Origin of the sequence: Clostridium folliculivorans, from assembly GCF_024341905.1 — a bacterium.
GTDB lineage: Bacteria > Bacillota > Clostridia > Clostridiales > Clostridiaceae > Clostridium_AR > Clostridium_AR folliculivorans.
In genome coordinates this window covers 1,392,776-1,409,334 of record NZ_BQXY01000001.1, presented here as the reverse complement: position 1 = coordinate 1,409,334, position 16,559 = coordinate 1,392,776, and the positions used below count along the sequence as shown (strand labels likewise).

The 16,559-nt window shown below is 34.3% G+C and carries 14 protein-coding genes; 5 read left to right on the top strand and 9 right to left on the bottom strand.

Annotation, left to right across the window (positions count from 1 at the left end; genetic code table 11):
• Positions 1–386: 386 nt before the first annotated feature.
• On the bottom strand, positions 387–1,349 hold the full coding sequence (locus tag OCU55_RS06355) for a ketopantoate reductase family protein (RefSeq protein WP_261851465.1): 963 nt from the start codon (positions 1,347–1,349) through the stop codon (positions 387–389).
• Positions 1,350–1,509: 160 nt separating this feature from the next.
• Between OCU55_RS06355 and OCU55_RS06350 the strand changes: the two genes are divergently transcribed.
• Positions 1,510–2,082 (top strand): TetR/AcrR family transcriptional regulator, encoded by a 573-nt coding sequence (locus OCU55_RS06350; protein ID WP_261851464.1) that lies wholly within the window; start codon positions 1,510–1,512, stop codon positions 2,080–2,082.
• Between the two features lie 191 nt (positions 2,083–2,273).
• On the opposite strand, the gene OCU55_RS06345 is transcribed toward OCU55_RS06350, so the two are convergent.
• Complete coding sequence (locus OCU55_RS06345) at positions 2,274–2,840, bottom strand: flavodoxin family protein (RefSeq protein ID WP_261851463.1); 567 nt, start codon at positions 2,838–2,840, stop codon at positions 2,274–2,276.
• 159 nt (positions 2,841–2,999) lie between these two features.
• Here OCU55_RS06345 and OCU55_RS06340 point away from each other — a divergent pair, with 159 nt between their 5' ends.
• Complete coding sequence (locus OCU55_RS06340; protein ID WP_261851462.1) at positions 3,000–3,377, top strand: winged helix-turn-helix transcriptional regulator; 378 nt, start codon at positions 3,000–3,002, stop codon at positions 3,375–3,377.
• A 238-nt stretch (positions 3,378–3,615) separates the two neighbouring features.
• Here the strand turns inward: OCU55_RS06340 and OCU55_RS06335 are convergent, their stop codons facing one another.
• From OCU55_RS06335 to OCU55_RS06325, 3 genes are all read right to left on the bottom strand, one after another.
• The gene (locus OCU55_RS06335; protein ID WP_261851461.1) at positions 3,616–4,389 is read right to left on the bottom strand and encodes an EFR1 family ferrodoxin; all 774 of its coding nucleotides are present in this window, start codon (positions 4,387–4,389) and stop codon (positions 3,616–3,618) included.
• A 72-nt stretch (positions 4,390–4,461) separates the two neighbouring features.
• Positions 4,462–5,292 (bottom strand): SDR family oxidoreductase, encoded by an 831-nt coding sequence (locus OCU55_RS06330; protein WP_261851460.1) that lies wholly within the window; start codon positions 5,290–5,292, stop codon positions 4,462–4,464.
• Between the two features lie 433 nt (positions 5,293–5,725).
• The gene (locus OCU55_RS06325; protein WP_261851459.1) at positions 5,726–6,313 is read right to left on the bottom strand and encodes a TetR/AcrR family transcriptional regulator; all 588 of its coding nucleotides are present in this window, start codon (positions 6,311–6,313) and stop codon (positions 5,726–5,728) included.
• 287 nt (positions 6,314–6,600) lie between these two features.
• On the opposite strand from OCU55_RS06325, the gene OCU55_RS06320 reads away from it, so the two are divergent.
• Positions 6,601–7,509 carry a carbohydrate kinase family protein gene (locus tag OCU55_RS06320; RefSeq protein WP_261851458.1) on the top strand — a complete coding sequence of 303 codons (909 nt, stop codon included), beginning with the start codon at positions 6,601–6,603 and terminating at the stop codon, positions 7,507–7,509.
• 220 nt (positions 7,510–7,729) lie between these two features.
• Here the strand turns inward: OCU55_RS06320 and OCU55_RS06315 are convergent, their stop codons facing one another.
• A complete protein-coding gene (locus OCU55_RS06315; RefSeq protein WP_261851457.1) occupies positions 7,730–9,154 on the bottom strand; it encodes a serine hydrolase domain-containing protein in 1,425 nt (474 codons plus the stop codon).
• Positions 9,155–9,399: 245 nt separating this feature from the next.
• On the opposite strand from OCU55_RS06315, the gene OCU55_RS06310 reads away from it, so the two are divergent.
• A complete protein-coding gene (locus OCU55_RS06310; RefSeq protein ID WP_261851456.1) occupies positions 9,400–10,032 on the top strand; it encodes a CPBP family intramembrane glutamic endopeptidase in 633 nt (210 codons plus the stop codon).
• Between the two features lie 60 nt (positions 10,033–10,092).
• Here the strand turns inward: OCU55_RS06310 and OCU55_RS06305 are convergent, their stop codons facing one another.
• The gene (locus OCU55_RS06305; protein WP_261851455.1) at positions 10,093–11,001 is read right to left on the bottom strand and encodes a ketopantoate reductase family protein; all 909 of its coding nucleotides are present in this window, start codon (positions 10,999–11,001) and stop codon (positions 10,093–10,095) included.
• A gap of 152 nt (positions 11,002–11,153) precedes the next feature.
• On the opposite strand from OCU55_RS06305, the gene OCU55_RS06300 reads away from it, so the two are divergent.
• Positions 11,154–11,705, top strand: a complete 552-nt coding sequence (locus tag OCU55_RS06300; RefSeq protein WP_261851454.1) for a TetR/AcrR family transcriptional regulator — start codon at positions 11,154–11,156, stop codon at positions 11,703–11,705.
• Positions 11,706–12,208: 503 nt separating this feature from the next.
• Here OCU55_RS06300 and OCU55_RS06295 read toward each other — a convergent pair.
• Positions 12,209–15,775, bottom strand: coding sequence for an FtsX-like permease family protein (locus OCU55_RS06295; RefSeq protein ID WP_261851453.1), 3,567 nt, complete (start codon positions 15,773–15,775; stop codon positions 12,209–12,211).
• 4 nt (positions 15,776–15,779) lie between these two features.
• Positions 15,780–16,484, bottom strand: coding sequence for an ABC transporter ATP-binding protein (locus OCU55_RS06290; protein ID WP_427847027.1), 705 nt, complete (start codon positions 16,482–16,484; stop codon positions 15,780–15,782).
• Between the last annotated feature and the right edge of the window lie 75 nt (positions 16,485–16,559).

The window sequence follows — 16,559 nt, the reverse complement described above, 5'->3', positions numbered from 1 at the left end:
AGTTTAACTTTAACATTATGATGTTTTTAAAAATATATACTGTTACAACATTGAGATTTGTCAATGGTAGCAATCAATCTGTTGTAGCAGACATGTTGGAATTTAACAAAGTTAGAAATTCTACAGGCAATCATATAAATTGCTTAATATATTTCGTCTGTAATCAACAGTTTTTTAAACATAACCTAATTATTAAATTCAAACTGCTGGTAAATATAATTTCTTAACACGTGCATATATTGTGAAGCAATCTTTTGAAATTCATAGTAAATGCCTAACGGAAATATCTTGATGACAAATAGAAAAAGCACCCATCCCACAAAGAATAGTGCTTCCCTTTTAATTAAATTTCTATAAAGAACTATTTAGTTATTTGTTTTTTTAAATTACTTAAATTGTTTATAAACATATGAATCTAAAGCTTCAAGCCTAGGAATGGATATCCCTAGTCTACGTGCTTCAGCAAGGGCATCTCGTACAAATATTGCATTGTTCTCGGCTTTTAGGCTTTCACTTCCACTAGCGCTTCTCATTATTTCTCTAGGTAGCTGCCCTTCAGCTAATGCTAACTTCATTACAAAAGCTATAAGTCCTGCAGGTAATTTTATTCCAAGTTTTATTATTGAACTAAGCTTTGAACCTTTAGCATCCATAAGCGGAATTAGTTCTCTTAATATTAAAGCAAACTCCTTAAGTGCGCTTGTAGAATCGAACAAAGCATTAAGGGAACCTACCTTTGAGGCCGCAGCCATTAAGCTTACGTTTGTGATAAAGTGAAACCATAGCCAGTTACGCATATCTTTATTTTCAGATATACCAAAGCCTGCATTCTTAAACAAGTTAGCTACTTTATCATATCTATTCTTATTAGTAGTGTTATCAATGGAGCCCATGAAGATATTTTTCATAAAACCACCATCTAATGTGTTTTGATTTATAAAAGATCCACCTGCTCCAGGAAATCCCCAAACAACTTGTTCTTTTGGAATTGATCCAATTGAATTTAAAGGTTCATCAATAATATTATTAAATATTAAAACAGTTGAATTATTAACAAGTGATTCTACCAAATTTATTATGTTACTTAATTGATTATGATTTACGCTAATCATAATTAAATCAAAATCATGATTAGATGAAATTTTTTCTATCATTTTAATCTTCCATGCTTTTTTTACTAGATCACCTTTCCTATTCTTCCTACCATCTAATATTTTCATATTAACTACATCGCCATACTGCTTAATTCTTCCTGGACGAACATAAAATGTTATATCATTCCCTGCTTGTTCTAAAGCCCAGCCATATTGTGTTGAAATTACCCCTCTACCTATCATTAATATTTTCATTATATTACCCCCTAACAAACATGTGTTGTATAAGATACAACTGTATGTTAATATACTATTGAATTATTCATACAACTACAACCAATAGATTTTCAGCCATGTTGTATAGGCAACATCTTATTAAATCTGTTGTTTTATAAAAGGAGTTTCATGATAAATTATGAATGAAAAAGATCCGAGAGCATTGAGAACCAAAAATTTGATTAAAGCCTCATTTGCTAAGTTACTTGAGGAAAAAGACTTTAAATACATTACAATTAAAGATATTACAACAGAGGCAACTATAAATAGAGCGACTTTTTATGCTCATTATATTGATAAGTATATTTTACTAGAAGAACTCATTGTGGAGTGCTTTGAAGAAATGTTACCAATAAAACTTTCAAGCGCTATAGATTTGAATGAAGATATTATAAAGGAGCTTATTTTATTCCTTTATGAGTACAATATCTACTTTTATCAAATCTGTAAGATTGATGCTACTTCAATTGCATCTAGTGTAGATAATCTATTAAAAGATAAAATAGAAAATCTTATTGAAAAAATATTGAAAAGTATGGCAGACAGAGATGAGCTAGATTGCAATGACACAAATATATTAGTTAAATTAATTACCTCTTCAATATATAGTTGTGCTCAACATTGTTATTATAATAAAGATGATAAAGAATACATTATTGAAAAAACACTTAGCTTTATTATGAATGGGATGAAAACTGAAATGCGTTCATAGAAACTTCCTGCAATCTGCGGCATTAATTGGTACAGCCAAGCTAAGTATAAAAATAAGCCATATGTCAGTAAAGTATCCAACATATGGCTTTAATCTATTTTATCGATACTAAATTATATATCAATGACATTTTATACAAATCAATATCAATTACATAATCTCAAAATAGTTTTTAATATTTTTCTAGGATTCTATCCAACTAGATTTTCCCCAGCCCTAAATGCTCTTAAAGATAACTCCTCTAACACTTTTAAATCAGGAACAAGAGAAATTCCACAAACGTGAATATTTTCCTCTAGCTTCCAACCATATTTGTTGAAAATATCAGTAATATATTTAATGCCCTCTGCACTTATTTCAGGATTTGAATTAGCTTGAGTAAATATTGTTATTAACTTTTTGCCAGGATGTCTTGGTTCAAATTTATCTTCAATCATATCTCCAAGCATTGGAAATGTACGGTCTAACCAAACTTTCGCTTGTCCTGTAATTTGATAGTAGAAGATTGGAGAACCAAATACAATAGCATCTGCTTCATTAATAGCCTTATACATTGGTTGAAGGTAATCATTAACAGCACAACCATCATGGGTACGGCAGTAGAAGCAACTCTGACATGGACGAATCCCCTTATCATTTAAATTAAATTCTATAATCTCAGCACCTTTAGATTCAGCACCTTTTGCTACTTGTTCTAATAACTTCGAATTATATCCATTCTTTCTTGGACTAGCATTAAAAATAACTACTTTTGACATTTTATATCTCTCCTCTTAAATATATAGTTTTTTAAATAAATATAATGTTTACTCTAATAAATATACTAGGTATAATTATTATACTTAAGAAAATTTATATTAACAATTACGCAGAATTTTGTGATTAGGTACTATTTTTCGTACCTGGGAAGGATATATATGGCGAGCAAACAAGAATTAGAACAATACTGGAATTTAATAAAACAATCAGATTTTAACGAAAACTGCCCTATAAAAAATGCATTAGAAGTAATTGGAGGTAAGTGGAAACTGAATATATTAGGTCACTTACTAAGAAAGGAAGTGATGAGGTTTAATGAATTAAAAAGAGACATATCAGGGATAACAAATACAATGCTCACAAATTCATTACGTGAACTTGAGAATGATGAATTAATTACTAGAAATCAATATAATGAAATGCCCCTAAGAGTAGAATACGCTTTAACTGAAAAAGGAAAAGGTCTGTTGCCATTACTTTATGAATTAACTATTTGGTGGGAAGATTATATAAATCATAAAGAAGTTGAAAAATAATATATAAAAATTTAACATTTATCTATTAAGTTAACCGTACCAGAAACGGTTATTAGTTTTTAATTTAGTCCTATTAATTGTTTGAAAAATAGAAAAACAAAAGCAGACTATATTTTGGAGTTTATCTCCATAATATAGCCTGCTTTTTATACGTATATCAGTTGTACGTGCTTAATATATTAAGTTCTCAACTATGTTCAATCCTCGTGACCAATTCTGTGAAAAACTTTTAATTTTTCTACTTATTGCCTTCTATTAATTCTTTCAAACTAATACTAGGATTAGTATAGCGTCCTCTACTTTGTGTTTTATTCTTATAGTTAATAGCATGCTTTGGGCACCATTGCACACAGGCCATACATTGTTCGCAATTGTGCTGAAAACTTGGTTTTTTGTTTTTCATTACTATATTTGAAACAGGACAAACTGCCTCACAAGTTCTACAACCTATGCAAGCATCAGAAACATTAAAACCTTTGTCTTTTCTGGCGTATATTAATTTTTGACCAATAGCAGTTGATATATTAAGAGGCTCGTTCACCTTACCTACTGGCTGCTGTGTTTTAGCTACTATCTTTTGTACCAATGCAGGTATATTATCAGTAGCAATTTCATATTTCTCCGGGTTTTTTTCGTTCATTTTATACATTGCAACATAATTCCCAACCATAATAATTTCCTCTGCAAAATTAAGTGTCACACCCTTTTTTGCTAAAATTTTGGCAGGGACAGTTAACGCAACACCACTCATATTACCGCATCCAGTCACAGCAAAAAAATATGCGTTTTTACTTTTTTCAAGGGACATTTCGTTTATAAATTGTGTTACTCTTCGTGGCAAATTGAAGGCGTATGTGGGATACACAAAACCGATATAATCGTACACTTCATTGCTGTCATGGCTCCCTTTACCCATCGATACCAGCTTACAATCCGGCAATGCCTCAGCTATTTTTTTACCTACCTGCAAGTTATTTCCTGTTCCTGTAAAATAATAAACGACACTTTTCAACTTCCGTTCCCCCTTATTTATTACAAGCAATATCATCGTATAACTATTTTATATAGTTAATATTGTCCTTAATCATTTTTCAAAGTAGTGTCCCTGTTCAAGATCCTCCATAAGGGTAGGATGCTCTGGTTTCCAACCTAAGAGCTCTTGAGTCTGTACACTGGATCTTGATAGATCAAGAGCTGCAATAGCACCTAAAAAACCTAAGTGAGCCGTTGCCTCTTCAGGTGTAATACTAACCACCGGTAAGTTCAGATGACGACCAATTGCATTTGCGATATCACTGAACGGTATGCCCTCATCTCCAACACCGTCCAACCTTGATCCTGCAGGAGCAGCTTCCAATGCCAAGCGGAAAAGTCTTGCCGCATCTAGACGATGTACAGCTGGCCAGCGATTTGCCCCATCGCCGATGTATGCGGAGAAACCTTTTTCACGTGCTATATTGATTAATCGTGGAACAAATCCCTTATCGCCATCCCCATGTACAGAGGTTGAAAGCGACACTACAGACGCCCGAACTCCACGCTTTGCAAGCTCCAAAGTGGCGTTATCTGATGCGGTACCATTTGCGTGAGCTGTAGTCAAAAATGGCTTTCCAGTGCCCTCAAGCACTTCTCCTATAGCCTTAATTGCTTGTAAATCTGTTGCAAGTGAACCTGCAAAATCCGAAAAATCATGCTTAAATGCCAGATGAATAACACCATCTGCAATAGCAGCGCCACTACGAAGGCTATCTAGATCATCAAGTGAACCTAGGTGCACTTCAGCTCCAGCTTCCTTTAATTTTAATGCTCCCTTATCTGAGCGTGTTAACCCAATAACTTCATGTCCAGCGTCAATGAGTTCCCTAACAACCTCAGAACCGATATAACCTGTTGCTCCTGTTACAAAAACACGCATAAAAAATCCTCCTTAAAATTTCCGAATTAATATTACGAGTTACATATATTATTATTTGTAACTTATTGTTTTAATAATATCATATCGTATTACAAGTTACAATATATAAAATTTATAACCAGTCATAAATTTTATAATTAATTACGCAAAAAAAGAACGCTTCTTCATATGCTTTGTTTAGCTTTGCCTTAATATAGATAAACTACTTCATATTGAAATTTAGCTCATCATATTTGAAGTTTTGTAAACTATAATGAAAATTCTAGTGCTATAGATGTAACACTTCGAACCGAAATCTATTTTTAAAACTCTCATGGCTTCTGGTGAGAGTTTTTAAAAATAATAAATTTTATTAAGAAGTGGTACTTCCATGTCTATTATACTTGATGCAGTGAGATAATATTGGCTGGGCTTACTTCCATCTCTTACTCAATTATTTATTAGGGTTTTTAAGCCCTCTTATCAGAAGATTTACAACAGATTCTATATTTTGTTTTCGATCATCAACTTCAAATGAGTTTGGATGAATAAAAGCGCTGGTTGCAAGATATACAGCTACCGCTGCTTGCTGAGGAAATTCTTCAAAAAATATCCCCTCTTCAATTCCTTGCACTATAACCTCTTTAATACTATTTATCCCATCTTGTATACTTTTTTCTATTACATCCATTGAGCTTTGGGCGAGTTTAAGATAATTAGCAAACATTTCTGGATCATTGATGGAACTGCGACGCTTCGCTTCCGCAAAGTCCTCAAGTAAACGAAAAAGTTTAATATCAGCAGGAGTATCTTCTTTTAAAATGTCCTTTGAATAAACATGCAAGTTTGAAAGCCAGCGCTCTGTAACAGCATTCCAAAGGTCAGTTTTTCCATTATAATATCTATAAAGTGCAGCATGGCTAACTTTTAATGATTTTGCAACGTCAGTAATATTCGCTTTTTCTGGCCCGAAACGGCGAATAACTTCTTCTGCTGCATTGAGTATTATTTCTTTATCTAACGAAATCTTATCCAAAGTCATTACCTCTCATAAAATGTTCTTTCTTATAGACATACTACTAGTGTTTTTAACGATTGTTGTCAATTAATTTAAGTAATACATTTCATTTGGAACTGGTATATCTATATTTGATTTTTCAATTATATCACTGTTAGTTTTAGGTTTCAAGTTACGTTAATTGTAACCACAAGGATATGGTTAAGGTCAATTGAATTGAGCCAGGCGTTTTAGTTTTAATACAAACTGCATCAAAAGATGCTATACTATAATTATCCAACAAACTATTTCACAGAAGCCAGGAGGTAACAATGAAAAAATCACTAATTATCGGATCTACTGTCCTCGACATAATAATCAATATAGAAAGACTCCCAACTACCACTGAAGACTGTCACATAAATGGTCAAACTATGTCTATAGGTGGTTGTGCTTTTAATGTTCAGAACATAATAAATCTTTTTGATGTCCCTTATGTGTTTTGTTCACCTATCGGTACTGGGATCTATGGAGATTATGTGGCTTCACAGCTGAAAAAAATAGGATTATCACCATGTGTACGAGTTGCAGATCAAGATAACGGGTGTTGTTATTGTTATGTTGAAGCTCATGGAGAACGAACTTTTCTATCATATCACGGTGCAGAATACACTTTTGATCCTATGTGGCTTGATGGAATTAATATGGATGATTTTGACCAGGTTTACATCTGTGGCCTAGAAATTGAGGAATCCACCGGTAATAAAATAATATCTTTTCTTAATAAAAACAAACATCTACAAGTTTTCTTTGCCCCTGGGCCAAGATTCTCGTTAATAGATAAAAATAAGATTGATGAAATTTTCAAACTTTCACCAATTGTTCATCTAAACATGGATGAAATTCTAACCTTTACAAAAACAGCAACTTTAGAACAAGCTGTTAAGATACTTTATTCTTTAACAAATAATTTGATTATCATAACTGATGGTGAAAATGGATCCTATCTATATGATGGTGAACACCTACAGCACGACATGGGTATCAAAGCTGATGTTGTTGACACAATCGGTGCTGGAGATTCTCACATTGGAGCCTTCATGGCTTCTAGAAAATTAGGCTATTCAAATATAAAAAGTCTTGAAATAGCCAATCAAGTATCTTCTAAAGTCGTGGAGATAAGAGGCAGCCTTCTAACTTCTTATGTTTTTAGGCAGATACTCCCCAAATTGAAGCCATGAATTATAAAGATGTACCACTTCGAACAGCACTCTATTTTTAAAACTCCTCTGGGTTCTGAGAGGAGAATTTGAAAATATAACTTTAATTATGAAGTGTCCATCTATAAATTAATTTACAAACGCTTATAATCAATGGCGTACATTACGTATTATAAAAAAATCAGCCTTCCGTTTCTCACTGTGAAGCTGATTTTTAATATTTCTCACTATATAAGCTCAATCACGTAATTAGCTTAGTTTTTGGAAACAGTCCATAAATCAGATTTATAACTATAAGTATAAAAACTGCATACGTGAACATTCTTACTGCATATGGTGCTAAAAGTGCTGCTCTAAAGGCATAAAAAATTAAAATCCATGCAAGCAGGATAACCATTTCAGTACCAAGCCTTATCATAAACTTAGCTTTAATTTTTGCAAAGCCTCTCTTACCATGCCTTACACTTCCATATAATGCTACCATTAAAATTACTGAAAGTATTATGACTGCTATAAGTGCAACAAAGGCAACAAGTTGAATATTTTTATAAGTATCTAACACTGGCTGAATTTTCCCTGTTTCATATCCCTTCCACTGATTAAGCACATCATTTATAATATCAACTCCGTTATCGCTGTTGGTAAAAATAATTATTCCGTCCTTTTTTTCAGGTATCATCTCGAATTGAGCTTCCCATCCTCTATTTGCGCCACCATGAGATATAGCTGTAGTTCCATCAGATAAAATCTCTTTTGCAAATCCAAATCCGTAATCTGATTTAACTGGAGTAAACATGGTATCAAGATTTTTTTTGCTTATAATTCCATCTCCACCATCTATGCATGCTAACATGAATTTTGAAAAGTCACTAACTGTAGTCTTTAATCCTGCCGCAGTTGCTTCAGTATATTTATATGTTGGAATCTTCTCTCCAAAAAAGCTATAGGCCTTTGACATAGATTTAGGAAAATACTCCGCATCATAAGAGCTATTTTTCATGCCTAATGGATTTAAGATTTCTTCATTAGCATATTGATAAAAAGGCGTCTTTGTAACCTCTTCCATAATAAGCTGAAGTATTGTATATCCACCTCCTGAGTATCTGTACTGACTTCCAGGCTTAACTGCAATTTTAACTCCATCTGAAAGAGATTCTTCTAAGCTTTGAAGCTTTTTATCTGGATCAATTCCACGATAGCCACGAATTGAAATACCTGCCGTGTGGCTTAAGAGTCTCCTTATAGTGACATCACTTTTATTGTATTTTGAATCAGGTATGTGCCAGCGAGTTAAGTACTTTTCAGCTGGAGCATCCAAATCAAGTTTTCCTTGTTGAACTAAGTGCATTACTGATACGGCTGCAACACTTTTAGATATAGAACCTACCTGAAACACTGTATCATTAGTTATTAGTTTATTTTCGCTTTTATCACTATATCCATAGTTTAGAACATATGTGAGTTTACCACCACTTATAAGTCCTATTGAAGTTCCCGCTATATCATACTTTTTAAGAAGTTTACGTACACTGTCATCTAGTTTAGTCTTAAAATTCTTCAAGTCATTATTATTAACCTCAGCCTGTACACTAACACAAATGGCTAAATTTAATATTACAAAGGTTACTAAAAATTTTCTTAAGAAGCTTTTAAATTTAAAATCCATTTCTATACCACCTTCTTTAAAGTAAGAATATTCCTTTACATTGGAAAATCTAATCATTGCAAATAGATATATAACAATAACCGCCTTATAATTTATAAAAGAAGAACTTTATATCCTACACACGTTACCATTATATGGTATAATGGTTTTATTAATTATACAAGACTTTAAAAAATTGACCTGACTATTAAATTTAGAACTATTATAGAAAAAAATCATTAATATTGTTTAAATAGAGGTAATTTATGATGAAGACTAATATAAAAACAGCCCTAATTCCTTTAATAATTATTCTAGTAGGTTCTTTAACTGCAATGATTGCTTCAAAGTATATAAATGCATGGGCATTCATTCCACTTGCCATTGTTTATTGGGCATCAATAATTGTAGTTGTAAAGCCTACAAAAAACATGCTTAAATCCTATCTTAAGAAACCTGCTTATAATTTTAAAATAAGTATAGTATCTCTTATACCTGTCTTGCTTTGCAGTTTTTCATTTATATGGGGGATAAAATATATTGAAACTCCCTCGTTAATTATTATGTGGATTATATTTGCTGTCATAAATTCTTTTACAGAAGAAATTTTTTGGAGAGGTTATTTAATAGACAACCTTACATGGAAACCATCAATTAAAGTTATATACACTACTATTTTATTCAGTTTGAGTCATCCTTTAATGTGGGGAGTTTTCTCAATAACTATTAGAAGTTATATAATGGTATTACCGTTGCTAACTATGGGATTAATTTGGGGATATGTTTATCATAAAACAAAGAGTTTGAGATGGTGTATTCTTGCGCATTTTCTCGTTGATCTATTAAATTTATCCGTTTGGGTATTTTTAAATATCTATATTCCTCCTGTAATTAAATAGTTAGTTTTGAAGTAATATTGATATTGAATATTCTTAACCACCTTATATCTATTTTCGTTTTTATGGTGTGATACCATTTTGACTTAAAAACTTCAATAAATCGTTATTAAGTTTCACAACTTCGTTGTTTGCATTATTCGCATAATCCTGTAGCATCATATCCTTTACCATTTTAGTCCGTAGCCACATCATAAAGAAAGTTTCCAGAATAAAATTTGGAAGTTTAAGTACAATTTTAAATGCAGATGGATTAATAGATACTCCAGCTTTTTGTATTGCCCTTAAATACGCTTTTAAGGTGATTGTTATTTTATGTGCGGTTTTTCTGGTTCTTGCTGTTTTTTCATCACTTATCTTATTTTCAAAATATAAACCGCCCAAAAGTGCAATATCCGATATTGAATGTGTTATTAAAAATGCTTTCATATCCTTATTAATTGTGTAGGGAAGTTTTGCTGTTTTAAATAATTTTGCGAGGTTTTCTATGCGTTCTGTCACTAAACCATTATTTTCTCCAAACATAGTAGCCACTAAAGCCTTTGGTGGAATTCGAGCATATAATATTCCATCTTTTATCTGCCCGCCAAAACCAGGGAAGGCTGGCAAAAGTCTATCTCCAATAATATCTAACCAGGTCGAAAACCCAATTGAACTGTTTGTCATCGTAACTATATTTTTGCTTTGATTGTCTTTTATTGCTAACAACGCTGATTCGGATTGATCGTAACGGACTGTAACGAAAATAAAGTCATATACATCATCATTTTCAATCTTATCAATGACATTTACTTTTATAGATTTAACTACACCTTTTTCACTATATTGTAGTCCATTTTCTTTCAATGCTTTAAATTTATTAGAACGTGCAAACATAGTAACATCTATACCTGCTTCAATGAATTTCATTGCGTATATGCTTCCTATAACACCTGCACCAAAAATTAAAATTCTATTTTGTCTTACTGACATAAAAAACACTCCTATTAATATTGATAATATTTTCTCTTGATTATAAGACAACGCGTTGTATAATAGGATTGTAAATCTTTATTATAGCTTTATCAACCATCAATTTTTCATTATTTGTTGGATGATATTTTTGTTCATAAAAGGAGAATAAAATGAAAAAGCAACCTGAAATTACAGAAAAAACAAGGCAAGCGTTTATAGATGTTTTTTGTGAATTATATAGTGAAAAGCCCATTGAAAAAATCTCGATTAAAGATATTACAAGCAAAGCTGGATATAACCGCAGCACATTTTATCAATACTTTGCTGATATTTACGAATTGTTAGACTTTGTTGAAACTGATTTATTGAATTCTATGAAAGAGTCATTGACGAATAAAGAAGCAGCTACGGATCCTATCCAAAATGCACTTAATTGTTTGGAAAGTAGCGAGCATATCTTAACTCTCAAGGCCCTGTTAGGTGATTATGGAAGTGTTCGTTTTTTAGAACGGTTGAAAAGAGAAATTCCCTTTGATAAATTAGGCTTAAACTTTCCTGAATATAATTCTTTAACACCCTACTTGATTGAGTTTTACATATCAACATCACTTTCATTATTTCGCCTTTGGATACGCCAAGGAAAGGATTTATCGACAGAAGAATTGTTCAAGTTAGTAGATAGCCTTTATACAAATGGGATAACACCATATTCTAAAAAGTGATGTATATATTCCTTGGAGTTGCCGAAGTGAACAAGTTTTACTTTTAATATGTTTCAGCTAACTACTAAACTCAAAATCAGCCATACTTCCTACCAGTGGGTATGTTTCTATGCAACGAAAAAAGCGGCAAGATCAGTTTTATAACCAATCTTGCCGCTTTACTATATTCTTATAAATACTGGGAAATCAAGTCTTTTAGCCACCATTTAGTGAAATCGAGACAACACTCTAAACATGAGCTATATGTGTAAATACCCCAAAACGCCTCATTTACTTATGGTACAGTTCTCCGTGACTACCTCAAATGAGATTTTTCCACTTATTCTTGTGTTTATTTTCTACATAATTCTAATGAATCAACGGCCTTTAAGTCCATTGATTTATTAAATTGGTAATAAGAAATAACTATTCCCTCAAACTATCAGTCTGAGGGAACATAAAACACACTTCAATATTTACTTAAACCTCTTTAAACATCTAAAAATTATAATGGAATCTATTTTTTACTCCACGCTCTTTAATGCTTCCACCATGTTAATTTTTCGCAATCCCTTATTTGTGACTTTGTTTACCAATAAGGCAAAAATCAGCGTAATAACCGCCGCAATAATATAAGAGATTATGGAAACACGAACCTTAAAAGCGATATTCGCAATGCTTACATTACTCAAAATACCATAGGTGATCCCAAACCCTGCTGGCAGGCCGCAAATTATACCTAATAGTGTAAGAATAAAAGTCTCCCTGTTTACGTAGGAATATACCTCTTCACGCTGAAAGCCAAGCACTTTGATGGTTGCAAGCTCCCTCTCACGCTCGCTTATATTGATATTAGACAGGGTAAACAAAACTGTCAAAGCCAATACTGCTGACATTCCTATTAAGAGATAAACAACCATGTTAATAACATTATTTACTTCACTAAAGGCATCAATCATTGATTGACTGCTGTTGACTTTGAGGATTCTCTCATCATCACTTAAAGCATCCAGCCACTTCTGCCCCTCTTTCTTGTTTGTTAGGTTCAACAGGAAAGAGGTTCCGTTATAGTCGCCAAATGCTGCCTGGTAAGAACTTTCACTGACATACACGTAATTACCTGTATAATTTGTAGCTACGTAAGATACCTGAAAATCACGCTCCAAATTATTCTCATTTTGCATAGAAACGGTGTCTCCACTAGTTAAAGCAAGCTTTTTCGCAGCATTTTGAGTAACCACAATACCATTTTTCGGCAATGTCATTGCTTTATGAGTTTTAGAATCATTTAAATTAACAAAGTGTCCCAAATCCGAACCCTCTGGAATCACCATAACGGTAATATCCAAACTATCCCTCTTGTTTCGCAGTGTCAAGGATTTAATCTGAAGTTGCAGTGTATCCTTCACCTTTCCAGATGCCTTCCACTCATTGGCAAGTGTGTTCATTTTAGCTGTATTCAAATTATCTGTCATTACAATAGCATCATACACAGTTACCTTATTGAACTGGTCAGTTGTCAGACTAACTACGCTATCCCTCACACCAAAGCCTAGCACGATAAGCATAGTGCAGCCTAAGATACCTACAATGGTCATGATAGCACGCTTCTTATATCTGAACAGGTTACGGCAGGTTACTTTATTCAGGAAATTTAGTCGTTTCCAAATGAATGGAATGCGTTCCAGTAAAATACGACTTCCTGTTTTAGGTGCTTTTGGACGCATCAGCTCAGCAGGACGATGGTGCAGCATCTCAGCACAGGAGATAGCTGTTGCACCTGCAATACCCAATAGGAACATCCCAAAGCCCCCAATACCATAATAAGGATTAAAGAACAGCTGAAACTTTGGTAATGCATACAGAGTACTGGTGACAACTTCAATTACTTTAGGAAGTGCAACAAATCCAATGATGCTTCCCAAGATACCTCCAATTATGCAGGCTAGCACTGCATACAGAATATATTTTATGCTAATCTGGAAATTGGAATAACCTAGAGATTTATACGTACCGATTAATCCACGGTCCTCCTCCACCATGCGAGTCATGGTGGTAAGGCTAATTAGTACAGACACGAGAAAGAAAATAACTGGAAAGGCCTTGGTGACTGCCTGAATGAAGCTTATATCATTTTTAAGTCCTGCAATACTTTCGTTAAAGCTCCGATCCCAGACATACCATTTGTCTGCAACCTTGTTCTTGGCATCCGAAAGCTTCTGTCTAGCATCTGAAATAGAATTCTGGTAGTCAAACTTGTTTTTATTAAGCTCGTCCTGACCATCAACAAGTTTAGACTTAGCCTCATTAAGTTTTCTTTTAGCGTCCACAAGCTTTTGCTTGCCCTCATTCATTTCTGCATACTTTTCAGCAAATTGTATCTTAGCCTCAGCCTTGCTGTCATTTAGTTTCTGCTGTCCGCTTGTAAGCTGTGCTTTACTATCCTCAATTTTCTGACGGGCATCAGAAATCTGCTTCAATGCAGCAGCCTTTTGAGTTGCCAGTACCGATGAATTTTCATTAAGCAAAGTTTGGCTGTAATTCAAGGTACCCTGAGCAACAGCAAGACTTGAAAAACCAGAGATTTGCTCCTCTGTAAGTGAAGCTCCTCCCATAATAAAATCTGAGGCAAAAGCTTGAGTATCAGCTTTAAGCCCTGCCATTGCAGTATTATAGGCATCGGTTTGATCCTTTGTTGGTGTGTCCACCTGTTTAGCTGCTAATAAATATGGAGCTGCCTTAACACCATCTGCAACCATATCTGCCCATACTTTTTTAACTTCTACACTGTTCCAGATCTCCTGCGCGTCTTTTGGCAGTACAGAAACGACTCCCTTTAACTGTGCATCTGCATCAGCCTTTTGTTTATTAAGTGTGTTTCTACTTTCCTCAAGCTTCTGTTCATTGATTGAAAACTGTTCCAATGCAGCTTTTTCCTCACTGCTTAACTTTTGTTCACCGGCCTTCAATTCTGTCCATCCCTTATCAATGTCTTTTTGGGAAGAGTTGAACTTTTCATTTGCAGATTTTTCTGCAGCTGAGAGTGTCTGTTCGCCCTGTAAAAGTTTTGACTCGTTGGCTTTAAGCTCCGCCTGGCCATAATTAACCTCCATCAAGCCCTCATCAATCTTTTTCTGAGCATCAGATAGCTTTTGCTCTGCCACTGTCATTTTGTCCCTAAGCAGCCCTTCAGCTTTGATAAATTTAGCATTAGCATTACCCACAACTTCATCGTATCTAGCCTGCTGTCGTTTTCCCTGAATAGTAGATTTGATTTTTGAGGTCATATTGTCTACCAGTGTTTCGTATTCCTTAGAATATCCATCTAGCTTTGAAGCACCATCTAAAGTAACATAAATAGAACTATAAATATCACTTTTAATGCAGTCTGCCGTAGCATACATCATGTAATTACTGCTGCTTGAGGAGAAGGACACAGATGAAATGCCTTTTTTAGTGTTGGAAATGTCCAAAGGGCTTAGAATAATTGCAGTAATTTTGTAATTTTTCACTTCTAGTGACGGAGCTGAAGAATCACTTTCTATATTAATTCCCAAATCAGCTTTGTCATCCTTCTCACTGCCACCTGCCCCTGAATCCTTTACCGCAGTCTTATCTGTATCATCTTCTGTAAGGGTAATACTGTCTCCGAGCTTCAAGCCGGTATCCTCCATAAATTTAGAGTTCACAGCAATTTGCCCTGATTTAGTTGGCAGCGCACCTTCAATTTCATAAGGTTTGTTCATGCCTTTTGTATCCAAGGTACTTAGATTTGCCAACAGTAAGCTTCCACTGCTTTGCTGAACCTTCACATCCATACTAGGACTGCCAAATACTGAACTCACACCCTCCACTTTGGATATGGCTAAAACATCATCCCTAGTTAATCCAAGGGTAGATACAATTTTAATGTCATAAGTGTTTTGTTTATGAAAGAAATTATCAGCAGATTTTAGGGCATCCAGACACCCCACTGGAAATCCGGAAAATACGCCGATGCCAAGTGCCGCCATCACAGTGATTGCAATGAATCTGGACAAATTCTTTTTTAAAGTTCTTCTAATATCCTTATAAAATGCACTTTTCTTCACTGCCTCACCACTCAATCTCTGCAATATTCATAGGTTCAGCATTGACTTTCATATCAACAATTTTACCACTCTTGAACCTAATTACCTTATCTGCCATTGGAGCAATTGCGCTGTTGTGAGTGATTATAATAACAGTTATCCCATCTCTGCGGCAGGTATCCTGCAAAAGCTGTAAAATCTGCTTACCAGTCACATAGTCCAGCGCACCTGTTGGCTCATCACAAAGCAACAGTTTTGGCCTTTTTGCCAGTGCACGAGCTATTGAAACTCTCTGCTGTTCTCCACCTGAAAGCTGAGCCGGGAAATTTCCTATTCGATTTTCAAGACCAACTTTTTGAAGAGTTTCGGCGGCGTCTAAGCTGTCTGTACAAATCTGCGCTGCTAACTCTACATTTTCAAGTGCCGTCAGATTAGGTACTAGATTATAAAACTGGAACACAAACCCAACATCAGTGCGGCGATAATTACATAGCTGTTCTTCATTCCAGTTGGCTATATCCTTGCCATCAAATATAACCCTGCCCCGTGTTACAGTATCCATGCCCCCCAGAATATTTAGTGCTGTAGTTTTACCTGCACCAGATGAACCAAGTATTACTGCCAATTCTCCCTGCTCCACAGAAAAATTCGCATCATCTAGAGCCCGTACAAGACTGTCATCTGTTCCGTATTCTTTATACACATTTTCAAATGAAATAAATGCCATCAAATATCCCCCCTGATAGGTTTATTATAAAAAATAATCTACATCCAATCAAGCAACACTGGATAGCTATGTGTTGGA

What these genes read in the sequence shown, in the direction of transcription:
- OCU55_RS06355 (WP_261851465.1), bottom strand. Translation starts at nt 1,349, where the DNA reads ATGAAAATATTAATGATAGGTAGAGGGGTAATTTCAACACAATATGGC.
- OCU55_RS06350 (WP_261851464.1), top strand. Translation starts at nt 1,510, where the DNA reads ATGAATGAAAAAGATCCGAGAGCATTGAGAACCAAAAATTTGATTAAA.
- OCU55_RS06345 (WP_261851463.1), bottom strand. Translation starts at nt 2,840, where the DNA reads ATGTCAAAAGTAGTTATTTTTAATGCTAGTCCAAGAAAGAATGGATAT.
- OCU55_RS06340 (WP_261851462.1), top strand. Translation starts at nt 3,000, where the DNA reads ATGGCGAGCAAACAAGAATTAGAACAATACTGGAATTTAATAAAACAA.
- OCU55_RS06330 (WP_261851460.1), bottom strand. Translation starts at nt 5,292, where the DNA reads ATGCGTGTTTTTGTAACAGGAGCAACAGGTTATATCGGTTCTGAGGTT.
- OCU55_RS06325 (WP_261851459.1), bottom strand. Translation starts at nt 6,313, where the DNA reads ATGACTTTGGATAAGATTTCGTTAGATAAAGAAATAATACTCAATGCA.
- OCU55_RS06320 (WP_261851458.1), top strand. Translation starts at nt 6,601, where the DNA reads ATGAAAAAATCACTAATTATCGGATCTACTGTCCTCGACATAATAATC.
- OCU55_RS06315 (WP_261851457.1), bottom strand. Translation starts at nt 9,154, where the DNA reads ATGGATTTTAAATTTAAAAGCTTCTTAAGAAAATTTTTAGTAACCTTT.
- OCU55_RS06310 (WP_261851456.1), top strand. Translation starts at nt 9,400, where the DNA reads ATGATGAAGACTAATATAAAAACAGCCCTAATTCCTTTAATAATTATT.
- OCU55_RS06305 (WP_261851455.1), bottom strand. Translation starts at nt 11,001, where the DNA reads ATGTCAGTAAGACAAAATAGAATTTTAATTTTTGGTGCAGGTGTTATA.
- OCU55_RS06300 (WP_261851454.1), top strand. Translation starts at nt 11,154, where the DNA reads ATGAAAAAGCAACCTGAAATTACAGAAAAAACAAGGCAAGCGTTTATA.